The sequence below is a fragment of the Marivita geojedonensis genome, from assembly GCF_002115805.1.
Lineage (GTDB): Bacteria > Pseudomonadota > Alphaproteobacteria > Rhodobacterales > Rhodobacteraceae > Marivita > Marivita geojedonensis.
In genome coordinates this window covers 89098-113179 of the sequence record NZ_JFKC01000002.1, presented here as the reverse complement: position 1 = coordinate 113179, position 24082 = coordinate 89098, and the positions used below count along the sequence as shown (strand labels likewise).

Below are 24082 nucleotides of genomic sequence, written 5' to 3'. Positions count from 1 at the left end.
CCACCGGTAGGAAAGGCCAACCCATCAGAGGAGCGACTGACATGAAATTCTTTGTCGACACTGCGGAAATCGACGCCATCGCGGAACTGAACGATCTGGGTATGGTGGACGGCGTGACCACGAACCCGTCGCTGATCAAGAAATCGGGCCGGGACATTCTGGAAGTCACCAAGGAGATCTGTGACCTTGTGGACGGTCCCGTTTCGGCGGAAGTCGTCGCGCTCAAAGCCGAGGACATGATCGCGGAAGGCCGCAAACTGGCCGAGATCGCCGAAAACATCGCGGTCAAGGTGCCGCTGACCTGGGACGGTCTGAAGGCCTGCAAGACGCTCACCGACGAAGGCAAGATGGTGAACGTCACGCTTTGCTTCTCGGCCAATCAGGCGCTTCTGGCGGCCAAGGCCGGGGCGACGTTCATTTCGCCGTTCATCGGCCGTTTGGACGATCTGAACATGGACGGCTTGGACCTGATCGCGGATATCCGTGAAATCTACGACAATTACGGGTTCGAGACCAACATCCTTGCGGCGTCGATTCGCACCGCCAACCACATGAGCGAATGCGCCAAGATCGGCGCTGACGTGGCGACCGCCCCTCCGGGCGTGATCAAGGCGATGGCGAACCATGTGATGACGGACAAGGGGTTGGACCAGTTCGTCAAGGACGCGCAGGCGGCCAATATCAAGATCGTCTGACGTCTGCTTAGGACGCAGGCGGGTTCGAACCCGCTTGGGAACGCCCTGCGAAGGGCGTTCCTGCGCTTCTGCCACAGTTTTACCGGATGCCCGCATTTGGCCGAAAAAATGCGGGCATCTTTTTGTCTGTGCTGTTAGTGTCCTGCAAAATACAAACACGAGGAAGGCATGAGCAGCCCCCGTATCGACGACGACCTGCGCGAAACCATCATGACGCGCCCCGATGTGATTCTCGAGGATCAGGACCTGATGCGCGCCCTGATCGCCGCGAACGAGCGTGCGATGGGCGGCAATATCGTCGATCTGCGTGGAATTGCCATGGACCGTCTGGAGGCGCGGCTGGACAGGCTGGAGGACACCCACCGGTCCGTTATTGCGGCGGCCTATGAAAACCTTGCGGGAACCAATCAGGTGCATCGCGCCATTCTGCGGCTTCTCGATCCGGTGGATTTCGAGCCGTTCCTGCGCGACCTTGGCGGGGATGTGGCCGAGATCCTGCGTGTGGATGTGATCAAACTGGTTCTGGAGTCGGTGCAGAACGACGAAGATCCGGCCATCAAGCGTCTTGGATCGGTCCTGTCGGTCGCCGCGCCGGGATTTATCGACGATTACCTGACTGCCGGGCGCAATACGAATGTACGGCAGGTCACGTTGCGCCAGATCGAAACCGGCCAGCCCGAGATCTACGGCGACAAGGCGGACTGGATACGGTCGGAAGCCTGCCTGAAGCTGGATTTCGGACCCGGTCGTCTGCCCGGCCTGCTGGTCATGGGGGCCGAGGACCCGCACCAGTTCACGCCACAGCAGGGCACTGATCTTCTGACCTTCTTCACCGGTGTGTTCGAGCGCCAGATGCGGCGCTGGCTTTCGTGAGCGTGTTGATCTCTCCGGCGGCGCGAGACGCGCTGGAGGGGTGGCTCGCATCGAGCCGGGCGCTGAATGGAACCGCCGAAAACACGCTGACCGCCTATCGTGGCGACGTGGTGGATTTCATCGCGTTCCTGACGGACTACAAGGGAGAGGCGCAGGGGCTGGCCCCCCTGGCGCGGATCACCGTGCCTGACATGCGGGCGTGGATGGCGCAGACGCGCAGTGGCGGGGCCAGTGCGCGGTCGCTGGCGCGCAAGCTGTCAGCGGTCAAATCCTTCTATCGCTGGCTGGCCGAGCGCGAGGGCTTCGAACCGACCGCCGTACTGTCGACCCGTGCGCCGAAGTTCCAGAAAAAGCTGCCGCGCCCTTTGAACGAGGACGCCGCACGCGCAATGATCGACACTGTGGGCCAGCGATCGACACAGGACTGGGTCGGGGCGCGGGACATGGCCGTGGTGACATTGCTGTATGGCTGCGGGTTGCGGATTTCCGAAGCGCTGGGGTTGATGGGACGCTACCTGCCCTTGGGCGAAGCGGTGCGGATTGTCGGCAAGGGTGGGAAAGAGCGGGTGGTTCCCGTTCTGCCGATCGCGCGGCAAGCCGTGGCCCGTTACGTCCGGCTCTGCCCGTTCGACATGGAACCGGATGCGCCGATCTTTCGCGGCGTCCGGGGTGGAGCCCTCAACGCGCGGCTGGTTCAGAAGGTCACCGAGCAGGCTCGGATGCAGCTTGGTCTGCCCGCCACGGCGACCCCGCACGCGATGCGGCACAGCTTTGCAACACATCTGCTGTCCGCAGGCGGAGACCTTCGGGCCATACAGGAGCTGCTCGGGCATGCATCGCTTTCGACCACACAAGCCTATACCTCGGTCGACACGGTCCATCTGATGAAGGTCTACGAGGCGACACATCCCAAGGCGGGATGATTGTCACAGGTACAATTAAACTCGGGATTTTCACGCTGACCTGTGCAAGTTCTGCGGTGGTTCACTGCCGTTGCGAGACAGCCTCATGCACCCGAATCCTACCTTTCACAGCCACGATCACGCCAAGGATATCGCCTTTGTCCGCGCACGCGGTTTCGGCACTCTGGTGATGAACGGCGATCCGGTGCCGATGGTGGCGCATGTGCCGGTACTGCTCTCTGAGGACGGGCGCGAGGTTCTGATCCACCTGGTCCGGTCGAACCCGATTGCGCGGTCATTGAAAGCGCCGGGCCGGCACGGATCGCGGTGACGGGCCCGGATGCCTATATCTCGCCGGACTGGTACGGCATCGCGGATCAGGTGCCGACGTGGAACTATGTGGCTGTGCAGCTGACCGGGGTTCTGGAAATTTTACCACATGGTAAAATGCGTGAGGTGCTGGATGTTCAGTCCGCTTTTTACGAATCCCGGCTGGCCGGGAAAGCCCCCTGGACGACAGACAAGATGACGCCCGACGTGTTGGAGCGCATGATGCGGATGATCGTACCCTGCCGGATGGTGGTCGAGGACATCGCGGCGACCTGGAAGCTGGGGCAGAACAAGGATGATGCTGTTCGGGCGCGGGCTGCGGCGCAGGTGCCGGGCGGGATGGGCATGGAGCTTGAGGCCCTGGCGGCGTTGATGGCGGAGCCGCCCGTTTTGTGAGAAGCTCTTCCCGTCTACGGAAAGAAGCGATGCGTCGCCGCATCGCGACGGACGGCTTGGCAATCCTTGCACAACGGGATTAGCTGAAGCGTAACTTCTGCAGGGAGCAGCTTCATGCAACTACTTCGGTCGGGGCCATCCCCCTTTGTGCGCAAGGTACTCGTCACGCTTCACGAGACGAGCCAATATGATGACGTCGAACACATAGATGTGGCCACAACGCCTCTCACTCCGGATTCAAAGCTGATCGCAGCCAACCCGGTGGGCAAGATCCCCGCGCTTGTGCGGTCGGATGGGCCGACGATCTATGACAGCCGGGTGATTTGCCGGTTTCTAGACGCTCGAGCCGGCGGTGGGCTTTACCCCGAGCACCGCATCTGGGACACGCTCACGCTCGAGGCCACGGCTGACGGTATCCTCGATGCAGCGGTCCTGATGGTCTACGAGACCCGGTTCCGCCCGGAAGAAAAAGTCATGATGGAGTGGGTCGAAGGCCAGTGGGGCAAGGTCTCCCGCGCGCTGGATGCGCTCAACACCCGATGGATGAGCCATCTGAACGGGCGCATGGACATGGGGCATATCGCAGTGGCCTGTGCGCTGGGCTATCTTGATCTGCGCCACGACGCGCGGTCCTGGCGCACTGGGCGGGACGGGCTAGCCGCCTGGTTCGACACATTTTCCAAGCGCGACAGCATGGTCGCCAGCCAGCCGGACCCGTGATCCGCGACGCCAAGTCATGACAGCGGCGCTTGCGCGGCGGCGATCCCCGGTTTACCGACGCGCAACGCTTTGAAAGGATACTGCCGCCATGCGGATGACCGACACATTCATCAAGCCGATGCACCCCGAGGGCCGCAAGTTTGTTGCGATCTTCGCGGTGATCACACTCGTACTTTTCGCCATCGAGGATGTGCTGGGCTGGATCGGCGTTGGTCTGACGGTCTGGTGCTATTACTTTTTCCGCGATCCCGAGCGCGTGACGCCTGATGCGCCGGGGCTGGTGATCAGCCCGGCGGACGGGGTTGTGTCGCTGATCGAACCGGCGGTGCCGCCGCGTGAACTGGGCCTGCCGGAAGAAGCACTGACACGGGTCAGCGTGTTCATGTCGGTGTTCAACTGCCATGTGAACCGCGCGCCTGTGGCCGGAAAGGTGGAAAAGATCGCCTATAAGCCCGGCAAGTTCCTGAACGCCTCTTTGGACAAGGCGAGCGAGGACAATGAGCGCAATTCGCTGGTGATCCGGATGGAGGATGACCGCATCCTGACCGTCACGCAGATCGCCGGTCTGGTCGCGCGGCGGATCGTGAGCTTTACCCAGGAGGGAGCGGTTCTGGACCGGGGCGAACGGTTCGGGCTGATCCGGTTCGGCTCGCGTCTGGACATCTATCTGCCCGAGGGTGTCGAGCCGTCGGTGAAGATCGGCCAGACGATGATTGCGGGCGAAACGGTGATTGCGGACCTGTCAAAATGAGTGGCGAGCGCAATGGCGAAAAACTGACCCTGATTCAGCTGTTGCCCAACATGCTGACGGTCACGGCCATTTGCGCGGGTCTGACCGCGATCCGGTTCGGTTTGCAGGGAAACTACGAACTGGCCGTGCAACTGATCCTGCTGGCCGCGATTCTGGATGGCGTCGACGGTCGTCTGGCGCGCGCGCTTGGCAGCGACAGCAAGATGGGCGCGGAACTCGATTCGCTGGCGGATTTTCTGAACTTCGGGGTCGCTCCGGGTCTGCTGCTTTATGTCTGGGCACTCGATGACACGCGGCAGCTCGGCTGGCTGGCCGTTCTGGTTTACGCCGTGTGTGCCGTGACACGGCTTGCGCGGTTCAACGTGGCCCGAAAGGCCGAGAACGGGTCAGCGGAGAACGCGTATTTCATTGGAATTCCATCGCCGGCCGGGGCGATCCTCGTGATGCTGCCGATGTATGCGTCCTTTGCTTTTGACTCGCCGCAGATCATTCCGGACGTTCTGCTCGCCATCTACATCGCCGGTATCGGGTTTCTGATGATCGGGCGATTCCCGGTCTGGTCATTCAAGACCACGCGGATCAGCCAGCGCCGGGTGAAGATGTTCCTCGTCGGATTCGCTGCAATTGGCGCTGCGGTTGCGATCTATACGTGGATCGCGCTTGTCGTTCTGAGCCTGATCTACAGCGCTGCGGTGGTCTGGATGTTGCCAAGCTCACGGCGCGCGCTGGCGCAGGCTCAGGCGCAGACCAGCTCCAAAAACGACTGAAGTCCGTTTAATCTGTGATCAGAACTTGAGCGTCAGACCAACGTTCAGAGCGTTCGTCTTGATGTCGGTCTCAAGCGATCCGCCTTCGGGCAGGTCCACCGTGTTGCTGGAATACGTGAACTGGTATTCCCCGAAAACGGCGAAGCGATCATTCAGGTCATAGCTGACGCCCGCCGTCAGCCGCGCAGCGGGGCCAGTGATCTGAAGCTCGTAAGTATCGAGGCCAGTCGTTGTATCGACATCGACATGCGGCACGGCAATGCCGACGCCACCACCAACATAGGGCGTCACTGCGCCCGCGGCCCAGAGGCCGGGCCAGCGCTGGTAGGCATTGACTGTCAGGATGTTCAGGCCATCGGTGAATTCGAGATCGGAGAACCCGATCGCCTCGCGTTCATCTTCAGGCGCATAGACTTTGGCGTGCGTGAACTCGAGCCCAAAGCCGAGCTTTTCGTTCTTCCACCACGTTCCACGCACGCCGTAATACGGCGGCATCTCGAACGAGCGACCTTCCCAGCCTATCAGCGCGTCGATCTCTGCGCCCGTGCCGGGATAGTCGCCATAGACGCGGCTGTGCGGCGAGGTCTGCCAGCCTGAATAGACGGACAGCTCCATTTCGGCCATCGCCGGGGCCGCAAGGCCCAATGTGCCAATTGCAAGAATTCCTGACAGAATCGTTTTCTGCATGGATCGCCGTCCGTTTCCTTTTCGCGCGTGAGCTAACACGCCAACAGCGCACCGTCAGTGGCAATTGCCGCGACACTTCGGCGCTTATACCTAACGTAGGTGTTCTGGAGGTGGACGGCTAGGGGGTAGCCCGCTAAATAGCGCCTCGGAACGCTGCCCCTTGGGCGGCCTAACCCGTATTGTGGCCAGACGAACGGCCGATAAATGGAGAAAACCTCGTGTCCAACGCAGAACACCACGAAGGCACCCGGAGGGACTTCCTGTACTATGCAACGGCTGGCGCAGGCGCGGTTGCGACCGGTGCCGCGGTATGGCCTCTGGTCAACCAGATGAATCCGTCGGCAGACGTTTTGGCACTGTCCTCGATCCGTGTGGACGTGTCGGGCGTATCGGAAGGCTCCCAGATCACTGTAAAATGGCTTGGCAAACCGGTCTTTATCCGCCGCCGCACAGCCGAAGAGATCGAAGAAGCGCGCAGCGTCGACATTTCCGACCTTGTCGACCCGATTGCCCGCAACGCAAACATCGACGGTTCCGCAGAAGCGACCGATGAAAACCGCGCCCTGGACGAAACCGGCGAGTGGCTGGTTCAGATGGGCGTCTGCACGCACCTTGGCTGCGTTCCGCTCGGCAATGCCGGCGATTACGCGCTGGATGGCGGCGTTGGCGGCTGGTTCTGCCCGTGCCACGGGTCGCACTACGACACCTCGGGCCGGATCCGCAAAGGGCCAGCCCCGGAGAACCTTCCGGTGCCTCCTGCCGAGTTCGTCGACGAAACAACCATCCTGCTGGGATAAGGAGACGCGCGAATGTCTGGAATTCCTCACGACCATTACGAGCCGTCGACCGGCGGAGAAAAGTGGCTGCACAAGCGCCTTCCGATCGTCGGCTTGATGTATGACACCCTGATGATCCCCACACCCAAGAACCTGAACTGGATGTGGATCTGGGGCATCGTCCTGACCTTCTGTCTGGCGCTGCAGATCATCACCGGGATCGTTCTGGTGATGCACTACACACCGCATGTCGATCTGGCCTTCGGCTCGATCGAGCACATCATGCGCAACGTGAACGGCGGCGCGATGCTGCGCTACCTGCATATGAACGGCGCGTCGCTGTTCTTTATCGCGGTATACGCACACATCTTCCGCGGTCTCTACTACGGGTCGTACAAGGCCCCGCGCGAGATCACGTGGATCATCGGCATGCTGATCTACCTTCTGATGATGGGCACCGCCTTCATGGGTTATGTGCTGCCCTGGGGTCAGATGTCCTTCTGGGGTGCAACCGTAATCACCGGCCTTTTTGGTGCGATCCCGTTCATCGGTGAATCGATCCAGACATGGCTGCTGGGCGGACCGGCTGTGGACAATGCCACGCTGAACCGCTTCTTCTCGCTGCACTACCTCCTGCCCTTCGTGATTGCCGGTCTCGTGATCGTGCACATCTGGGCCTTCCACACCACGGGCAACAACAACCCCACCGGTGTTGAAGTGCGCCGCACGTCGAAGGCAGACGCCGAGAAAGATACCCTGCCCTTCTGGCCGTATTTCGTAATCAAGGACCTGTTCGCGCTCGCCGTGATCCTGGTGGTGTTCTTTGCCGTGGTCGGTTTCATGCCGAACTACCTTGGCCACCCGGACAACTACATCGAAGCGAACCCGCTGGTGACACCGGCGCACATCGTTCCGGAATGGTACTTCCTGCCGTTCTACGCGATCCTGCGCGCCTTCGACTCCGAAGTATGGGTCGTGATCGCGGCCAACTTCCTGACCGGCGGTATCGTCGACGCGAAGTTCTTCGGTGTTCTGGCGATGTTTGGCGCGATCATCGTGATGGCGCTGGTGCCGTGGCTTGATACATCCTCGGTGCGCTCCGGTCGCTACCGCCCGATGTTCAAGTGGTGGTTCTGGCTCTTCGTGGTGAACTTCTTCGTGCTGATGTGGGTTGGCGCAATGCCGGCAGAAGGCATCTACCCCTACATCGCCCTTCTGGGGTCCACCTACTGGTTCGCCTACTTCCTCGTGATCCTGCCGCTGCTTGGTGTGCTTGAGAAGCCGCTGCCGCAACCGGACACGATCGAAGACGACTTCAAGGCGCACTATGGCAAGTCCTCGACCAATGACGGCGCTGCTGCAGCGACCCCGGCCGAGTAAGAAAGGACAAGCGAACAATGCTTAAGAAACTTGCCCTCGCAGCCACATTGGCTCTGGCTCCCGTCTCCGGCGCATTTGCCGCCGGAGCATCGGGCCACGTCGAAAACTTCGACTTCTCGTTCGAAGGCCCGTTCGGCACCTTCGATCAGGCGCAGCTTCAGCGTGGACTGCAGGTCTACACTCAGGTGTGTTCCTCGTGCCACGGCATGCAGTACGTCCCGCTGCGGACCCTGCACGCGGAAGACGGCCCCGGCATGCCGGAAGATCAGGTCCGCGCCTATGCGGAGCAGTTCTTTGAAGTCTACGACGACGAGCTGGAGGACTTCCGTCCGGCACGTCCGACAGACAACTTCCCGGCCAACACTGCAGCTGGCGCACCGGACCTCAGCCTGATGGCCAAGGCCCGCGCCGGATTCCACGGCCCGTACGGCCTGGGCATCAACCAGTTCTTCAAAGGCATGGGTGGCCCCGAGTACATCGCATCGCTCCTGCACGGGTATACCGGTGAGGAAAAGGAAGAAGCCGGAACCATCCTCTACGAGAACACCGCGTTCCCGGGTGGCTGGATTTCGATGGCACCGCCGCTTTACGGCGATGACGTGGAATACTCCGACGGCACCGAAGCGACCATCGAGCAGCAGGCTCAGGACGTTGCGGCCTTCCTGATGTGGGCGGCTGAACCCAAGCTGATGGCCCGTAAGCAGGCCGGTTTTGTCGGGGTTCTCTTCCTGACGGTTCTGTCGGTTCTGCTCTACCTGACCAACAAGCGCCTCTGGGCGCCGGTCAAAGCCCGCGCGAAGGACTGATCCTCGCGGACAGACACACGAAAGCCCCGCCAATCCGGCGGGGCTTTTTTTGTGGATGGGATTTTCGGGTTCGGCCTAACCGGCCCCACCGAGATAGGCGCGCAGCCCGGGCGGCGGGTTGTCCAGAAGATGTCCTGTCGCCTCCGGAGCGCTGACGCGGCCTTCCTCGACAACGATGGTCTGCTCTGCGAACCGGCGCGCATCCTGCGGATCATGCGACACCAGCAAAACGGTCAAACCTTCCGCCTCTGCCACCTCGGAAACGAGGTCCAGCATCTCGGCCTTGAGCGACGGCCCAAGCGCCGCAAAAGGCTCATCCAAGAGCAATACAGGCCGTCCCTGCAACAGAACCCGGGCAAACGCAGCCCGGCTTTGCTGACCGCCTGACATCTCGGAGAGGCGACGCTCGGCGAACCCGGCCAGACCTACGCGCGCCAAAGACCCGTCGATACGCGCGGCATCCCCATCGCGCATCCGCCCAGTCGCGGGGTTTAGCGCCAGTGCAAGGTTTTGCCCGATGGTCAGATGCGGAAAGAGATTGGTGTCCTGAAACAGAATGCTGACCGGCCGTTCTGCCGGGGACAGTCGCGTGATGTCCCTGCCCTTCCAGCGCAAGGCACCAGACTGCACCGGCAGGAAACCAGCAATCACGTCGAGCAACGTGGACTTCCCCGACCCCGACGCACCGATGATCGCCACCCGCGCGCCTGCGTCGACCGTGAGATCAGCGGTGAGAGCAAACGTGCCGGATCGGGCTTCGATATGATCAAGCTGCAGAGCCAACGCGCCCTCCCCTGTCGAACATCCAGAACAGGCCCAAGCTGAGCAGCAGAAGCAACAGCGCGCCTCCAGCAGCCTGTTCCATGCGGTAGGCCCCCATCAACTGGTAGACCTTCAGAGGCAGTGTTGCACGGTCCGGGTCGGCAAAAAGCGCAATCACGCCAAGGTCGCCCATAGACAGAGCCGCCGTCAGGCCTGCGGCAAACCCCAATGGCCGCTTCAGGCGGGGCAGAAAGACCCAGCGGAGCCAGGCCCAGCCCGACAGCCCCAGAGCTGCCCGCAAGCGGGCGTAGTCGGCGCGGATCGCCTCTGCCTCGGGGCGCAGGATGCGCAGCACGAAGGGCAGGCTGACAAAGGCGTTGACCGTGGCGGTCACGTAGAGTGCGAGGTCGAACGGATTCGCGAAGGGGCGTACAATCAGGAACAGACCGATGCCCAGCACTAGGGGCGACAAAGCGATCCCGGCAAGGCCAAGCCATTCGCCCCAGCGGGTGGCCAAGGGCAGCGCCCAAAGCAGGCAGAGCGCGGTCGAGCCGAGCGCCACGAGGATCGAATGCCCCGCCGCCTGCCAGACTGATGCGCCCAGCGTCGTGATCCCGGCAAGGCCGTTGAGTGTGACCATTGCCAGCGGCGTCAGCAGGAACAGCGCCGCGAGGCCGATCCAGAACGCATCCGTACAGATTGCGCTCCGATCCGTACGGTCCCAGCGCGGAACACGACGGTCCAGCCCCTTGGCGGCAACCGGCACTGCGGTCACGCGCAACGCGATCAAACCGGCAGAGAGCGCGAGGCCCAATTGCAGAAGGCCGAGCATCGCCGCGCGGGCGAGATCGAAGTCAAACCGCATCGACTGGTAGATCGCCAGTTCCAGCGTCGTCGCCCGAGGCCCACCTCCCAGAGTGAGGGCAACAGCGAAGGACGAGAGACAGATCACGAAGATCACCGCGAACGCCCCAGGCACGATCCGGCGCAGCATCGGATATTCGATGGATCGCCACATGGCGCGGCGTCCCATGCCCAGTGTTGCCGCCAGGCGGAATTGCTCGGCCGGAATGGCCAGCCAACCCTGTAGGATCAGCCGTGTCGCCAAGGGCAGGTTGAAGAACACATGCGCAAGAAGCACCCCCTGCAGGCCGTAGATCTGCAATTCGGGCAGACCGAAAGGTTCCAACACGCGATTGAGAAGGCCGGATTGGCCGAACACGGCAAGCAGCCCCAGCACTGCCACGATCACCGGCAGGATGAACGGCGCGCCCAGTAGCGCCACCAACATCCCGCGCCCCGGGAAACTCCGCCGCGCCAGCGCGCGTGCAACAGGGATGGCGAAGAGCACACTGAGCAATGCCGACAGTGTGGCCTGCACCAACGTGAACCGCAGCGCCTGCCAGTCTGCCGGGCGGAACCCGCCGAACGCCTCGGCCCGCAGGATCACCGCCGTGACCGGGCCGATCACAAGACCGGCCACGGTCAATGCCGCGATTATTGAGACAGGGCGCGACGCCATTCCTCGACCGTTTCATCGCGCAACGCGGCGGCTTCGTCTTCTGAGTAGAAGAGCACCTTTTCCGGCAGGTTCAGTTCCTTGAACCCGTCCGGCCATTTCGAAGCATCGAGCTTGGCCGGGAAGGACCAGTTGCCGGTGGCGATCATGGTCTGGAACTCTTCGGAGAGCTGGAATTCCAGAAATTGATCCGCCAGTTCCGGCACATCTGTGCCTGCGACCTTGGCCGAGAGTTCGACCATGAAGTAATGCCCTTCCGGGAAGATCGCCGCTTTCTTGGTGCGGTCCTCTTCGGCGATGATGTGATAGGCGGGCGAGGTGGTGTAGCTCAGCACCATGTCCGCCTCCCCATCGGTGAAGAGACCATAGCTTTCCGACCAGCCCTTGGTGACGGTCAGGATCTTCGGGGCGAGCTTTTCCCAGACCTTTTCCGCCTCATCGCCATAGATCGCCTTGACCCAGAGAACGAGGGCGAGGCCGGAAATCGACGAGCGCGGGTCCTGGATCACGATCTTCAGGTCATCCGGAGCGTCCAGCAGCGCGTCAAAGCTGGCGGGAACGTCCGAGATCCGCTCTTCATTGTAGATGAAAGCGGTGTGGCCGTAATTGTAGGGCAGGAACACGTCATCGGTCCATTCGACCGGCAGGGTCAGGCTCGAGGTGTCCTGCCCATGAGGTGCGAAGAGACCGCTTTCGCGGGCGCGTTTGGTGACGTCGGTATTGAGGCCAAAGACGATATCCGCATCGGTCTGCGCGCCTTCAAGCAGGATCCGGGGCAAGAGATCACCAGGCTTGAACTGCAGATCGCAGGCGCATTGCGCCTCGAACATCTCTTCGATCCTCGGGCCGGGTCCCCACTCTGACACGATATAGTCACCTGCATAAACGGTCAGAACGGGTGTGTCCTGTGCGGCCACCAGAGTGGTCGAGGCAAGAAGTCCCGCAGCAAATGAAAGGGCCTGTTTCATGGCATCCTCCTGTTTTGCGGCGAGAGGGCAAAGCAGGAGCGTATCCAGACCTTCCCTCCGCCAGTGTTAACTGGTTCAGGTTCAACGGGTTCGCATCACGCATCTCAGCCGGCTGTCCGGCACCCCGAGGTACGGCAAGAGGTAGCCTTGCGCAGAGAAGTCTTCAAGGACAAACAGGTCCGATCTTCTCTGTTTCAAAAATACCTCGGGGAGCGCGAGGGGCAGAGCCCCTCGCACATGTCGGATGGGCGCAGCCCATTCGAAACACCTTGAGACCGGCCCCGCCCTGCCCTAGGACACGGTCCAAGCCAAGGAGACCGCCATGAGCCTGAACACATTCGGACATCTCTTCCGTGTCACCACATGGGGCGAAAGCCATGGGCCTGCGCTTGGCGCGACGGTGGATGGGTGTCCTCCGGGGGTGCCGATCGACGCGGGTATGATCCAGCACTGGCTCGACCGCCGGAAACCGGGGCAGAACAAGTTCACCACGCAACGGCGGGAGCCGGATGAGGTCAAGATCCTGTCTGGCGTATTCGAAGGCCAGACCACCGGCACGCCGGTGCAGCTGATGATCGAAAACACCGACCAGCGGTCCAAGGACTATTCCGACATCATGGAAAAATTCCGCCCCGGCCATGCGGATATAACCTACTGGCAGAAATACGGTATCCGCGACTATCGCGGGGGTGGGCGGTCCTCGGCGCGGGAAACGGCGGCACGGGTGGCGGCGGGCGGTCTGGCGCGCGAGGCGATCAAGGCGCTGCTGCCCGGCGTGCAGATCACCGGCTACATGACACAGATGGGCCCGCACCAGATCGACCGGGACCGGTTCGATTGGGACGAGATCGAGAACAACCCCTTCTGGGTGCCCGATGCCAAGGCGGCAGCGGAGTGGGCCGACTACCTAGACGGGCTGCGCAAGTCGGGCGAAAGCGTTGGCGCAATCATCGAAGTGGTGGCGCGCGGCGTGCCTGCGGGTCTGGGCGCGCCGATCTATGGCAAACTGGACACTGATCTTGCCGCAGCCATGATGAGCATCAACGCGGTGAAGGGTGTGGAAATCGGCGAAGGCATGGCCTCGGCCATGTTGACCGGGACGGAAAACGCCGACGAGATCTACATGGGGAATGACGGGAAGCCGAAGTTTTCCTCGAACCACGCAGGCGGCATTCTGGGCGGGATTTCCACCGGGCAGGACATCGTCGTGCGCTTTGCCGTGAAACCGACCTCGTCGATCCTGTCGACGCGCAAGACGATCACCAAGTCGGGTCAGGAAACCGAAATCATCACCAAGGGTCGTCACGACCCCTGTGTCGGCATTCGGGCAGTACCCGTGGGCGAGGCGATGATGGCCTGCGTGATCCTTGACCACCTGCTGCTGCACCGGGGTCAGATCGGCGAGAACCGGGGCAAGATCGGCTGAGCGCGGCTCAGGTCTTGACCGTCTGGCGGGATATCTGAACCGCCAGGATTCCGAAGGTGATGATGATCACACCGAGGATGTCCATGGTTCCCAGGCCTTCGGACAGGATCAGTGCGGCAATGGCGACACCGAGAAACGGGTTCAGGAAGTGGAAGGTCGCGGCTTTGACGGCTCCGATCCGGTTGACCAGCCAGAACCAGACCAGAGTTGCAGCCAGGCCGGGAACAAGCGTCGTGTAAATGAAGGCCAGCACGAGCTTTGCTGAAAGTGTTACGTCTGCGATCTCGAGCGCAAGGCCGAATGGCCAGAGTACCGCGCTGCCCACCAACATCTGCAGGCCGACGACCATCATGAAATTACCGCCGGAACTCGCGTTGCGCAGGGCCATCGTGGCGACCGTCAATGAGATCACGCCAATGATGCAGAGGCCGATCCCGTAGAGGTCGGCGCCCGAATTCAGCCGCGCGCCCATGATCAGCACAACCCCACAGAACCCTGCCACCAGCCCGACGATACCCAAAGGTGAAATGCGCTGACCAGCAAAGAGCCACCCTGCCACGCCAACCAGAAGCGGCATTGATGACGCGATAATCGCAGCAAGAGAAGCTTCGATCCGCTGCATGGCGACGAAGTTCAACCCCAGATACAAGGCATTCTGGCAGATGCCGAAGATGATTGTTGCCTTCCACTGACTGCGCGTGAGGCGCCAGCTTTGTCCCATCCACAGGGCAATCAGCACAGCCAGCGCGCCTGAGATCGCAAAGCGCAGGGCAAGTGCGATCAGCGGCGGCGCATCCGCCACGATGATCCGTGCCGAAGTGAAGGCTGAGGACCACATGACCGCAAAGGCCAGTCCCATCAGGATTGCGCGAATGTCCACCAGTCTCTCCGGGTGAGTTCTTGGCCCGTGATAGCGAGATCGCGGCAGAGGGTGAAGACACCCTTTGCGTTTTCACATCCACGCCGCTGATCGAGGGGCGCGGTTTCTGTTGGACAGGCAGTGTCCGCGTTTTTTCTGGATCGGTGCGCGCCAAGCGGTAGACTTGGACCATAGTTTAAACGCACTGGAATTTTCAGATGACCAACCCTTTGCAGTTTTCCATGGAACTTGGAGGCCCCGCCGAAAAGAAGCACGCGTCCGGCCGTGATCCCCTGCGCATTCTTTTGCTCAGCGACCTGGGCAGCACCTGCCGATCCCGAAGCGAGCATGCGCTGGAGCAGCGGCCAATGAAGACGCTCGATATCGACGCATTGGATGACCTTCTCGCAACGGAAGCGCCAACAGTCGACCTTTCGGCGGGGACATTCTCTCCCAAGGAGATCGACGATTTTCACGCAGACCATGTGCTGACGCAGTTTGAGATTTTTCAAACCCTGAAGGACCTGCGAAGCCGGTTGAAGGTGCCGTCGATGTTCGACGCTGCTGCGGCAGAGGTCCGAGCGCTCTTGAAAACCGGCACACCTGAACTCTCCGTGTCTGGGGACTCCGCCACGCCCGATGAAAGTGACACCGATACATTGGCGCGATTGTTTGGGCAGTCGCCGGAGGCCACGGCAGAGCGCGCGCCGCAATCTGGTTCCAGTTATCTGGATACGCTCCTGAGGGACGCAGTGGCCTCCCACATCGTGCATGAGGGCCCGCCAGAGGCTGATCATTATATCGCGGCAGTCGATGCGGCGGCGGCGGCACATCTGCGCGCCATTCTCCGTGATCCGGGCTTTCAACAGCTTGAGAGGGCGTGGCGTGGCGTGTCGCTCCTGGCCTCCGGGATCGAAACGGATGAGGACATTTCCATCCACCTGTGGAACGTGTCCGCTATGGAATTGATCGATGCGCTCGGACCGCAGGATCATCCTTTGGATCAAACCGTCCTGCACCGTCGGATCATTGACCAGAGACAGGATGAGCCTTTCACGCTTATCGTGCCTGATCTGATCTTCGACCCGTCGCCAGAACATCTGCGGCTCCTGGCCTCGTTGGGCGCAATGGCGGGACGCAGCGGCGCGCTGGTTCTTGCCGGGATTGAGCCGCACATGATCGGTGCGCCGTCCTGGAGCACAATCGCCAATGCGCCGGAAGCATTGGGCGAAGCCGATACAAACTGGGCGGCGCTGTGCAGCAGCCCGATGGGACAGCACATCGTCGCGCTTGGCCCGCGGTTTCTGATGCGGAGCCCGTACGGCAAACGCCGCGATCCGGTGGATGCTTTTTTCGATTTCGATGAAATGCCCAATCCCGGAACTGATCCGGACGCCATCCTCTGGGGATCGTCCGCTTTGATAGCGACAATGCTGATTGCGCAGTGCTTCGATACCGGTGGGTGGTCAGCCAAGCTGACAAACAACCTTGGATACGACGACCTGCCGTTGGTGAGCTACGAGGCCGATGGCGAACAGATGCTTCTGCCATGCGCCGAGGTTCTGCTGGCGGATCGGGTCGCCGAAGCGATACTGGCCGCTGGCCCGGTGCCCGTGGTTGCCGTGCGCAATCAGAACGCCGTTCGGTTGCCGTGGCTTCAGCCCATCTCGGGAACTGGTTCCGGTACTCTGGGCCCGTTTTCCCTGTAACCCAGTCGATCACCAAAAAACCCCGCCGTTGACCGGCGGGGCAAGGTGTAGTGCCGCGGGATCATGACCGCAGGCACCGGCGGTGTTCAGGTAGGTCTCAGGACATTTCCGAGCGGATTTGCTGGCGCAGCACGTCGATCGGGACTGTTTTTCCATCGCGCTTGAAACACCAGTAGGTCCAGCCATTGCAGCTTGGCGCGCCCTCAAGATGCGCCCCGACCTGATGAATCGAGCCTTTGATGTCATTACCGATCAGGGTGCCGTCAGCCCGGACTTTGGCCTTGTGGCGGCCGTTCATGCTCAAAAGCTCTTCACCCGGCCGCAGCATGCCGCGCTCGACCAGTTGACCGAAGGGCACACGCGGTTCGGCACGTTTGCTGGCCGACACCTCGAGCGAGGCCTTGTCGAGCCGTCGCACGGAGGCGATGCGCTTTTCAGCGACCTCGCGGTATTTTTCTTCGCGCTCGATCCCGATCCAGTCCCGGCCCAGCATCTTGGCCACGGCACCTGTCGTCCCGGTCCCGAAGAACGGGTCAAGCACCACATCGCCCGGCTTTGTCGAACCGACGAGCACCCGGTGCAGAAGAGCCTGGGGTTTCTGCGTCGGGTGCGCCTTGTCGCCCGCCGCATCCTTGAGCCGCTCGCCACCATTGCAGATCGGCAGAACCCAGTCCGAGCGCATCTGGATGCCTTCATTCAGCGCTTTCAGCGCTTCGTAATTGAAGGTGTATTTCGCGCCTTCCGATTTCGACGCCCAGATCATCGTTTCATGCGCGTTGGTAAAGCGCTTGCCCCGGAAATTCGGCATCGGGTTCGATTTCCGCCAGACCACGTCATTCAGAATCCAGTAGCCTTCGTCCTGAAGCGCTGCGCCCACGCGGAAGATGTTGTGATACGAACCGATGACCCAGATCGCACCATCCGGCTTCAGCAACCGGCGTGCCGCCTTGAGCCAGCCACGGGTAAACTCATCATAGGCGCGGAAGCTGGAGAACTGGTCCCACTCATCATCCACCGCGTCCACGCGCGAATTATCCGGGCGGTGCAATTCGCCCTTGAGCTGCAGGTTATATGGCGGATCCGCAAAGATCAGATCGACCGACGCGGCGGGCAATCCATTCATGATCTCGATGCAGTCCCCTGCAAGAATCGTGTTGATCGGCAGCGCCTCGGCGCTGTTCGGCTTGGTCATCTTTGTCATTCTCTGCCTATCGTCCCGGCGCGATTTCTGCGCTCTGTGATTGGTTCAAAAGATGAGTCAAAGCCGATTCGCGGTCAAATTCTTTTTTGAATCAAGTGCTTACGTTTTTATCTTGTCACAAGATATTGTGGACGGGTTTGAAAGAACGTCTATGGTGTGGGGTCACACCAAGATTTCGAAGGGCTTCTTTGTGACACTTGGTCGGGTATCCCATGTTGGTTTCCCAGCCATAGCCCGGACACTGTTGCGCCAAATCCCACATGATCGCGTCGCGCCTTGTTTTGGCCACAATTGACGCCGCTGCGATGCTGAGCGACAGGGTGTCTCCCTTCACGATGGGCGTGGCCGGCAGCGCGAGGTCGCGTGGAATCATGTTTCCATCGATCAGCACATGATCGGGGCGTTTCGGCAAAGCCTCGATAGCACGGCACATCGCAAGGTGGCTGGCGCGCAGTATGTTGATCTCGTCGATTTCCTCGACCGAGGCTTCGCCAATACCCACCTCTGCCTGCTGGGTGATCAGCTTCAGAAGGCCATCCCGTTTCCGCCGGGTCAGCTGCTTTGAATCCTGCACACCCTCTGGGATCAAGCCGGGCGACAGGATCACCGCCGCCGCAATCACCGGCCCGGCCAACGGCCCCCGCCCCGCTTCATCCACGCCCGCAACACGCGCCATTCCGCGGGCCATAAGTTCAGTCTCAAAACGAAAGCTCGGCATCATGCGCGCAGCTTGCCGATATGTTCTGAGATGGCAAGTGGGTGGAGTTACGCAAAGCCCACAGGCGTACAGCGACACCGCCAGGATCGCTTTTTGTATTTTCGCACCAAAACCCACTGGACACGCCCTAAACCGTCACATAGAACGCCGCCACCCGAACGATAATCGTTCACCCGTGCCCGGGTAGCTCAGGGGTAGAGCAGTGGATTGAAAATCCTCGTGTCGGTGGTTCGATTCCGCCCCCGGGCACCACTTTTCCGAGTTCGACGTACACGCGTAATCGGCCCACTCCTGATCCTCATTCCGGCCGCAAGCGCTGCGTCGCAGCCTCACCAACCAGCCATTCGCTGTGGGGCTCGATTTCAGTCGTATCCGAAGTCAGGTGTGCGGACCAAACTGCCGTTCGAACTGCCAACGCCAACGGCATCTATAGGATTTGGGCTACACTTTCAGAACAAGTGGGCAGTGATCTGAAACCTCAGGATCATGGATCACGTCAAAACTGTTCACCGCATCTTCACAGTCGATGAGCATATAGTCGGCAAAGCGTCCTGGCTTCTTGTATTGCGTATTGCGTGTGCTGTCGAAGCCGCGCTCCGTTACCAGTTCGGTCAGTCCGGCACTACTGAGGATCGAAAGCGTTTCGCTGTCCGGCTCGACGTTGAAATCGCCACAGATCACCGTGAGATCGTCTGGTTCTGCAAGACTGCGCGACATGTCGAGCAGCTTCCGAGCTTGTTTCTCACGCTCTGGCGTATCCATTTTCCCATTCAAGTCGCGCAGACCATGCATATGGGTAATGCTGACGGCTCGGTTGGCGTCATAGTCCCATATCCTGACACCATGCGCGCTTCGGGAGCGCGGGTGATCGCCATAACCGACAGGGGAAAAATCCTTGTGAACGAAGCCCTGCACCTGTCCAATGATCGGGAAGGACCGGTGTACGAAGGTCGCAAGGCCCCATTGCGATGGGATTGAGGTATCATCGTCCCAAAGCACCCCTTGCGCAGCCGGACAAAAGATCGCGACATGCTCCGGCAAAGCAGCGCTGACGTCGCGAAACAAGTTGGCGCGTTGAGGCAGGATGTGATCGCCGTCACGATACGTCAGCCAGTCTTTTTGAGACGCGGGGCTGTGGATGACCTCCTGCAAACACAGAATATCTGGAGCCTTACTGGCGAGGTAAGGCAGTAGTGCCTCATGGAGCTTTCCACCCCAGCCATTAAGACACATGATTTCCATTGCCTGCTTCCTTTTCTTGGAGCGGACATTTGCTGCAACGAAGAAAAGATGCAAGTTGGGGCTCATCGCCGCCGTCGGATGCTGCGCAGCATCTGTGCTGTCGAGAGCTCGGCTGGCGACGTGTGCGGCCCATTGCTGCCGTTCACCACCACATCTCGCTGCTGCGGTCGCAGCCCGCTTTGCGGTCATTCGCTGCAGGCGCAAACTCCGGGCTTCGTCGAACTCACACATCGCGGGACCAAGCCGCCGTTGTCCAATTATCGACGAACGTCCGCTACAGAGAGACGTGTCCGGTTGAACCCCACCAGAAGCGTCAGCAGCACAGCCAGGGTTGTTAAAGCGGATTTGAGAATTGTGGCTGAACTCGTGGCATAAACCAGTGGCACGGAAGTCTCTGGCCAGCTCCAAATCATGGCGGCGATACCAAGGTTCTCGACATAATCGAACAGAGCACTGCCAACCGAAAAGGTAATGCCAAAGCGGACAAGTATTCTGTTTGGCATGCGTTGCCCAAACCAGCAGATCGTGGCGATCAAAGTCAACGCGAGCATGAATGGATAAACTGTGTCCAAAGCGATCTGGTGACTGAGATAATACGCGCGCCCTTCCACTCCTAACGCTTCGAGAAGCGTCTCCGCTTCTATGGGGTCATAGCCGAAAGGACGCATGTCGAATGGGACGTGCCCTGAGACCGCTTCGATATGGGCGAGCGTGACATTGATCATCAGAAAATAGACTGATGCACCTATCAGCCCTGAGACAACCGCAACTTTTCCAATATGTTTTGACAGATTTCTGTTCGTCATTTTGTAAACTCCTTGATCCGTGCCACACATGCCCTCAGACGCGGTTACCCGCATTATCATTTGATAAGGCACGCTCGGATGGATTTACGGACGTTTCTGATGCAGTCTCCCGACCTGTCAGATATGGCTTGCGCGGAGGATTTTGCGTCCGATTGGAAACGAAAGCGTTTGGACAAGGGGGCGCACCTTACCCGGCAGGAACAACCCGAAACAGACGAATTCGTTCTGTTGGAAGGGTGCTTGGTGAGCAGTATTTGTAACCAAGACGGCAAAGAAGTCTGCGTCGGGTTTTTTGTGGGTCCCTGCGTTATCACCCCGAATATCGCTCGAACGCGCGACGGTGTCTCGCTCGTGTCCATTGCGGCAACGACCGATGCCCTGCTTGCAAGGATCGACAGTGATCTGCTTTCAAATCGGATGATTTCATCTGAACCGATCCGAAACTGGGCCAATGGCGTTCTGCGGGACGCGCTAGGTCGCAAGGTAGATCGCGAGTGGTGCCTCGCCGCTCTTAAAGGGGCTGAGCGGCTCACTTGGTTTCGCCAGGCATTCCCCGGCTATGAAGACATCTTTCCCCATATGTTGATTGCATCCTTTTTGGGGATCACACCTGTCACAATGAGCCGTTTACGCACCAGCGACAAACACTGACAGAAAGCAGCCAATCGTGCGTCTTGCAGCGTCGGTCAAAGAGGGCTCCAAGCCGACCTCGGATGCGACGCAGCATCCTGTGATATGGTGGCATCGTCAACGTCGGGTTGTCGTTGTGGGAGGGTGTGGCGGATCGGAGGATCAGTCATGCAAACACCAAACCTACCAGCCATTCGCGCACTCCGTCCCGCTTGGAACAAGGGGCGGATCGTCGGGCAGAAACGGCCATTGAAACCAAAACACGTTTGGGCAATCCGTGTTCGACTTGAACTGGCCGAGAACCATCGAGACCTCGCGCTGTTCAATATGGCCATCGACAGCAAGCTGCGCGGCTGCGACCTTGTGAAGATGAAAGTCGTCGACGTCATGGCGTCTGGTCAGATCAAGGAACGGGCATCGGTTCTGCAAAGCAAGACACAGAAACCTGTGCGTTTTGAGATGTCCGAGGGCACACGCGCCTCGGTAGAAAAGTGGATGGAAGATGAGCTCATGGTTAGCTCGGAGTACCTATGGCCGGGGCGGTTCCATGAACGTCTGCACATCTCGACACGCCAGTACGCCCGGATCGTCCGCGATTGGGTCACGTCGATTGGTCTGGAGGCCAGCGCATACGGAACGCATTCGATGCGGAGGACAAAAGTCACACAAATCTACAAGAAGACCGTCAATCTGAGGGCGGTCCAGCTGCTACTTGGGCACACCAAAATGGACAGCACCGTCAGGTATCTCGGCGTTGAACTGGAAGATGCCCTTGCGATTGCAGAGGCCATTGAAATCTAACAACTTGGGCCGTCTTCGCGGACGGCCCAAAGCCGCCGTGCGACCTCTAACCGAGGTGCTGCGACAGCAGCCCGCTTTGCAGCCTTTCGCCGCAAGCGCAAGCTTCGGGCTTCATCGAACTCACAGATCGCGGGACAAAGCCATCGGACGTTTGCTTCAACCAGCGTCCAATCTTTGCACTTTTGTCAAAAAGACATTTCACTTTAGGAATTTGCGCCAAATAGCGTGCCAAGCCTGAGCTCGCATGTGGCAGATCATTCCTAAGTGTGCCTGCCGCTTGGCGGTATCTGCAGCCAACCAGTAGTCATGCAACTCATCTGTTCCGGCGGTGTCAGCCCAATCGACCCCCTCGGCCTTCAAATTCAGCTCATCAAGAGCTTCGACTTCTGCCCTGAAAAGGGCGTCGCAGCCATCAGATTCTTCAACCAACGTTAGATACGACTGGACCTCGGGTAGCTCAACCGGCTTCATGCTGATCCTTCCAGTTTCTTTTTTGGCACTGATCCCGCAGCGCTTGCAGCCTAACAAGTAGCGCCTTGAATCAAGAAGGCACCTGTCGCCACCGGCCAAATGGTTCGCGCGTCGCCCAAATACGTTGTTCACGCCGCTCAGCTTCGGGTGATTGCAGAATGACTATGTCGGGGCCGCGGGATTGCACAACCTCGCTCTGATGCCCTGTGGCAATATCGCGTTTTATGAAGAAGACGGTCAGTCTTACCTGTCGATGGTCGATGTCGGATACATAACGACCCTGTCGCCGCATCCATCGCTGGAAGAGGGCGTAGCCCTTGCGCGGGCGGCCTATGCCGAATTGTTCAGAGGTGTCCTCGGCGTCGAATAGGGCGTGTCGTCAGAGGAAAACGATACCCGAATGTGGGGCGCAAAGCCCCTTCCCACCCAGTCCTCGGACCGGGTGGGCATACTGAAGTGCGCCGCTAAGCTGCGCAAACTCAATGCATCCTAGGTTGCAAAGTGGCGGCTCCGACCCAATCCAATTGATACCAGAGGATTCTGCGTGGTATCGTATCGACACGATTTCCCAAAACCAGTCTCCATTCTCATTCAGAGGTTGCCATGCCCCAGATCGTTCAAGTTGCTGCTATAGCCGTCGCGACGCTTGGAACCGGCGCGGCCACGATGTCGGTCATGAACGAAGACATCCCCGACCTGCAAGTGCCAGAAGGTGCCTGGGTGTCGTCCGGCGCGCTGGATGGCCGAGCATTCGAAGTTTACGGCCACGACGTAAACAGTGGTGCCGTTCTGGAAGACGAAATCATATTCCGGGATGGGACCTTTCAGTCGGTTGACTGCCAGAATTACTGCGATTTCGGCTGGTCCGACTATCAAACCAAAGAGATCGGTGGCGTGATCCATTTTACCGCCACGACCGTTTGCCCGGATGCGCCGCACACTGTGGTGTTTTACGGTCAGGTTGATGGCGACGCTGTTACGATTCAAGGGACATGGACCACGCGCCGCTGGTATTGGACCAATCAGATCGTCATGGAAGTGGCTGGCACGGCCACCGATTTCGACGCCGCACTCGCCACCTCCGGCTGAGAACCGCGCCATGCGAACGCCTGGTCCCTCGCTGGGCAGTATTGTCCTGCGCGTCGCCATCCTGATCGTGGTGCTGCTGCTGGCCACTTGGGGCGCGCACATGGTCCGCGATGCACTGAATCTGCAGATCCGGCCCGACAACGAACAGCAGGTTCACCGCATGATCATGCTTGGCGCGGTGGCTTATATCGGCTTACTCGCGCTGCCTTTCGTGCCCGGGGCCGAAATCGGTCTGGCGATGCTCGCGGCCTTCGGTCCGGCCATCGCACCGTTGATCTATGTCTGCACCGTGGCGTCGATGATCCTCGCCTACACGGCAGGGCGGTTTCTACCCATTGATGTCTTGCGGCGGGTTTTGTCGGTCTTGCGGATGCACAGGGCCGCAGACCTCGTTGCCCGGGCAGCACCCCTGTCTGGTGAGGACCGGGTTGCCATGCTGCTGGACGGGCAGTCGGCGCGCGCGCTGCGGCTCGCGATCCGCTATCGCTATGTCGCGCTGGCCGTGGCGGTGAACACGCCCGGAAACTCGGTCATCGGCGGCGGCGGCGGCATCATGTTGATGGCGGGTCTCAGCGGTATCTTTTCACCACTTGCCACAATCGCAACCATCGCGCTTGCCGTTTCACCGGTACCTTTGGCGATGGTGTTTTTTGGCTTGCGACTCTAACGCAAAAGGCTTGCCCCATCAGAGAGCGAGGGCAAAGGCTTAATAGAGTTTCAAGACGGGTGGTCGGATTCCGAGGCTGCACCGGCCCGTGGGAAATGGCTTCGCTGCTCGATAGCGACCGAAGACATTGG

The 24082-nt window shown here is 60.2% G+C and carries 26 protein-coding genes, 1 tRNA gene, 1 pseudogene and 1 riboswitch; of the genes and pseudogenes, 18 read left to right on the top strand and 10 right to left on the bottom strand.

Going from position 1 to position 24082, the window contains the following annotated elements; all coding sequences use genetic code 11:
* Positions 1 to 41: 41 nt before the first annotated feature.
* The 7 genes and pseudogenes from fsa (at position 42) to pssA (ending at position 5434) form a co-directional block, all read left to right on the top strand.
* Positions 42 to 695 (top strand): fructose-6-phosphate aldolase, encoded by a 654-nt coding sequence (gene fsa, locus MGEO_RS03700; RefSeq protein ID WP_085635369.1) that lies wholly within the window; start codon positions 42 to 44, stop codon positions 693 to 695.
* 168 nt (positions 696 to 863) lie between these two features.
* Positions 864 to 1568 (top strand): DUF484 family protein, encoded by a 705-nt coding sequence (locus MGEO_RS03695; protein ID WP_085635368.1) that lies wholly within the window; start codon positions 864 to 866, stop codon positions 1566 to 1568.
* Positions 1565 to 2491, top strand: coding sequence for a tyrosine recombinase XerC (locus tag MGEO_RS03690; RefSeq protein ID WP_085635367.1), 927 nt, complete (start codon positions 1565 to 1567; stop codon positions 2489 to 2491). Before MGEO_RS03695 ends, MGEO_RS03690 begins: the two co-directional genes overlap by 4 nt.
* An 85-nt stretch (positions 2492 to 2576) precedes the next feature.
* A pseudogene (locus MGEO_RS21915) lies at positions 2577 to 3196 on the top strand (FMN-binding negative transcriptional regulator).
* A 114-nt stretch (positions 3197 to 3310) separates the two neighbouring features.
* Complete coding sequence (locus MGEO_RS03680; RefSeq protein ID WP_085635366.1) at positions 3311 to 3916, top strand: glutathione S-transferase; 606 nt, start codon at positions 3311 to 3313, stop codon at positions 3914 to 3916.
* Between the two features lie 88 nt (positions 3917 to 4004).
* Positions 4005 to 4667 carry a phosphatidylserine decarboxylase gene (locus MGEO_RS03675; protein ID WP_085635365.1) on the top strand — a complete coding sequence of 221 codons (663 nt, stop codon included), beginning with the start codon at positions 4005 to 4007 and terminating at the stop codon, positions 4665 to 4667.
* Positions 4664 to 5434, top strand: coding sequence for a CDP-diacylglycerol--serine O-phosphatidyltransferase (pssA, locus tag MGEO_RS03670; protein ID WP_085635364.1), 771 nt, complete (start codon positions 4664 to 4666; stop codon positions 5432 to 5434). The genes MGEO_RS03675 and pssA overlap by 4 nt, the downstream gene beginning before the upstream one ends.
* A gap of 18 nt (positions 5435 to 5452) precedes the next feature.
* Here the strand turns inward: pssA and MGEO_RS03665 are convergent, their stop codons facing one another.
* Positions 5453 to 6121 carry an outer membrane protein gene (locus MGEO_RS03665; protein WP_085635363.1) on the bottom strand — a complete coding sequence of 223 codons (669 nt, stop codon included), beginning with the start codon at positions 6119 to 6121 and terminating at the stop codon, positions 5453 to 5455.
* A 218-nt stretch (positions 6122 to 6339) separates the two neighbouring features.
* On the opposite strand from MGEO_RS03665, the gene petA reads away from it, so the two are divergent.
* From petA to MGEO_RS03650, 3 genes are read left to right on the top strand one after another with little or no spacing between them, the layout of a single operon-like run.
* Positions 6340 to 6918, top strand: coding sequence for a ubiquinol-cytochrome c reductase iron-sulfur subunit (gene petA / locus MGEO_RS03660; RefSeq protein ID WP_085635362.1), 579 nt, complete (start codon positions 6340 to 6342; stop codon positions 6916 to 6918).
* Between the two features lie 12 nt (positions 6919 to 6930).
* Positions 6931 to 8277: a cytochrome b gene (petB, locus tag MGEO_RS03655; protein WP_085635361.1), complete on the top strand. Its 1347-nt coding sequence runs from the start codon at positions 6931 to 6933 to the stop codon at positions 8275 to 8277.
* A gap of 17 nt (positions 8278 to 8294) precedes the next feature.
* Complete coding sequence (locus tag MGEO_RS03650; RefSeq protein WP_085635360.1) at positions 8295 to 9083, top strand: cytochrome c1; 789 nt, start codon at positions 8295 to 8297, stop codon at positions 9081 to 9083.
* Positions 9084 to 9158: 75 nt separating this feature from the next.
* Here the strand turns inward: MGEO_RS03650 and MGEO_RS03645 are convergent, their stop codons facing one another.
* From MGEO_RS03645 to MGEO_RS03635, 3 genes are read right to left on the bottom strand one after another with little or no spacing between them, the layout of a single operon-like run.
* The gene (locus MGEO_RS03645) at positions 9159 to 9866 is read right to left on the bottom strand and encodes a thiamine ABC transporter ATP-binding protein (protein ID WP_233139619.1); all 708 of its coding nucleotides are present in this window, start codon (positions 9864 to 9866) and stop codon (positions 9159 to 9161) included.
* Positions 9850 to 11367 carry a thiamine/thiamine pyrophosphate ABC transporter permease ThiP gene (locus MGEO_RS03640; protein WP_085635359.1) on the bottom strand — a complete coding sequence of 506 codons (1518 nt, stop codon included), beginning with the start codon at positions 11365 to 11367 and terminating at the stop codon, positions 9850 to 9852. The genes MGEO_RS03645 and MGEO_RS03640 overlap by 17 nt, the downstream gene beginning before the upstream one ends.
* Complete coding sequence (locus MGEO_RS03635; RefSeq protein WP_085635358.1) at positions 11343 to 12332, bottom strand: thiamine ABC transporter substrate-binding protein; 990 nt, start codon at positions 12330 to 12332, stop codon at positions 11343 to 11345. The genes MGEO_RS03640 and MGEO_RS03635 overlap by 25 nt, the downstream gene beginning before the upstream one ends.
* Before the next feature lie 35 nt (positions 12333 to 12367).
* A riboswitch (TPP riboswitch) is annotated at positions 12368 to 12469 on the bottom strand.
* A gap of 185 nt (positions 12470 to 12654) precedes the next feature.
* On the opposite strand from MGEO_RS03635, the gene aroC reads away from it, so the two are divergent.
* Entirely contained in the window at positions 12655 to 13758 is a 1104-nt protein-coding gene (gene aroC, locus MGEO_RS03630) for a chorismate synthase (RefSeq protein WP_085635357.1), read from the top strand.
* Positions 13759 to 13765: 7 nt separating this feature from the next.
* On the opposite strand, the gene MGEO_RS03625 is transcribed toward aroC, so the two are convergent.
* On the bottom strand, positions 13766 to 14638 hold the full coding sequence (locus tag MGEO_RS03625; RefSeq protein WP_085635356.1) for a DMT family transporter: 873 nt from the start codon (positions 14636 to 14638) through the stop codon (positions 13766 to 13768).
* A gap of 197 nt (positions 14639 to 14835) precedes the next feature.
* On the opposite strand from MGEO_RS03625, the gene MGEO_RS03620 reads away from it, so the two are divergent.
* Entirely contained in the window at positions 14836 to 16326 is a 1491-nt protein-coding gene (locus tag MGEO_RS03620; RefSeq protein ID WP_085635355.1) for a type VI secretion system contractile sheath domain-containing protein, read from the top strand.
* A 97-nt stretch (positions 16327 to 16423) separates the two neighbouring features.
* Here MGEO_RS03620 and MGEO_RS03615 read toward each other — a convergent pair whose 3' ends face one another.
* Together MGEO_RS03615 and MGEO_RS03610 are read right to left on the bottom strand one after the other, a co-directional pair.
* Positions 16424 to 17527, bottom strand: coding sequence for a site-specific DNA-methyltransferase (locus MGEO_RS03615; RefSeq protein WP_085635354.1), 1104 nt, complete (start codon positions 17525 to 17527; stop codon positions 16424 to 16426).
* A gap of 115 nt (positions 17528 to 17642) precedes the next feature.
* Positions 17643 to 18323, bottom strand: a complete 681-nt coding sequence (locus tag MGEO_RS03610; protein ID WP_269845874.1) for a ribonuclease HII — start codon at positions 18321 to 18323, stop codon at positions 17643 to 17645.
* A gap of 99 nt (positions 18324 to 18422) precedes the next feature.
* On the opposite strand from MGEO_RS03610, the gene MGEO_RS03605 reads away from it, so the two are divergent.
* Positions 18423 to 18497: transfer RNA gene (locus MGEO_RS03605), tRNA-Phe, on the top strand.
* A 189-nt stretch (positions 18498 to 18686) separates the two neighbouring features.
* Here the strand turns inward: MGEO_RS03605 and MGEO_RS03600 are convergent.
* Complete coding sequence (locus MGEO_RS03600; RefSeq protein ID WP_233139611.1) at positions 18687 to 19718, bottom strand: endonuclease/exonuclease/phosphatase family protein; 1032 nt, start codon at positions 19716 to 19718, stop codon at positions 18687 to 18689.
* Between the two features lie 26 nt (positions 19719 to 19744).
* The gene (locus MGEO_RS03595) at positions 19745 to 20293 is read right to left on the bottom strand and encodes a hypothetical protein (RefSeq protein ID WP_085635351.1); all 549 of its coding nucleotides are present in this window, start codon (positions 20291 to 20293) and stop codon (positions 19745 to 19747) included.
* A 78-nt stretch (positions 20294 to 20371) separates the two neighbouring features.
* Between MGEO_RS03595 and MGEO_RS03590 the strand changes: the two genes are divergently transcribed.
* On the top strand, positions 20372 to 20944 hold the full coding sequence (locus MGEO_RS03590) for a Crp/Fnr family transcriptional regulator (protein ID WP_085635350.1): 573 nt from the start codon (positions 20372 to 20374) through the stop codon (positions 20942 to 20944).
* 147 nt (positions 20945 to 21091) lie between these two features.
* The gene (locus tag MGEO_RS03585; protein WP_085635349.1) at positions 21092 to 21724 is read left to right on the top strand and encodes a tyrosine-type recombinase/integrase; all 633 of its coding nucleotides are present in this window, start codon (positions 21092 to 21094) and stop codon (positions 21722 to 21724) included.
* A gap of 198 nt (positions 21725 to 21922) precedes the next feature.
* On the opposite strand, the gene MGEO_RS03580 is transcribed toward MGEO_RS03585, so the two are convergent.
* The gene (locus MGEO_RS03580; RefSeq protein ID WP_085635348.1) at positions 21923 to 22195 is read right to left on the bottom strand and encodes a hypothetical protein; all 273 of its coding nucleotides are present in this window, start codon (positions 22193 to 22195) and stop codon (positions 21923 to 21925) included.
* A 151-nt stretch (positions 22196 to 22346) separates the two neighbouring features.
* On the opposite strand from MGEO_RS03580, the gene MGEO_RS21115 reads away from it, so the two are divergent.
* The 3 genes from MGEO_RS21115 (at position 22347) to MGEO_RS03570 (ending at position 23951) form a co-directional block, all read left to right on the top strand.
* A complete protein-coding gene (locus MGEO_RS21115; RefSeq protein ID WP_158090972.1) occupies positions 22347 to 22565 on the top strand; it encodes a hypothetical protein in 219 nt (72 codons plus the stop codon).
* Positions 22566 to 22798: 233 nt separating this feature from the next.
* Complete coding sequence (locus MGEO_RS03575) at positions 22799 to 23284, top strand: hypothetical protein (protein WP_085635347.1); 486 nt, start codon at positions 22799 to 22801, stop codon at positions 23282 to 23284.
* A gap of 10 nt (positions 23285 to 23294) precedes the next feature.
* Positions 23295 to 23951: a hypothetical protein gene (locus MGEO_RS03570; RefSeq protein WP_085635346.1), complete on the top strand. Its 657-nt coding sequence runs from the start codon at positions 23295 to 23297 to the stop codon at positions 23949 to 23951.
* The last annotated feature ends 131 nt before the right edge of the window (positions 23952 to 24082 follow it).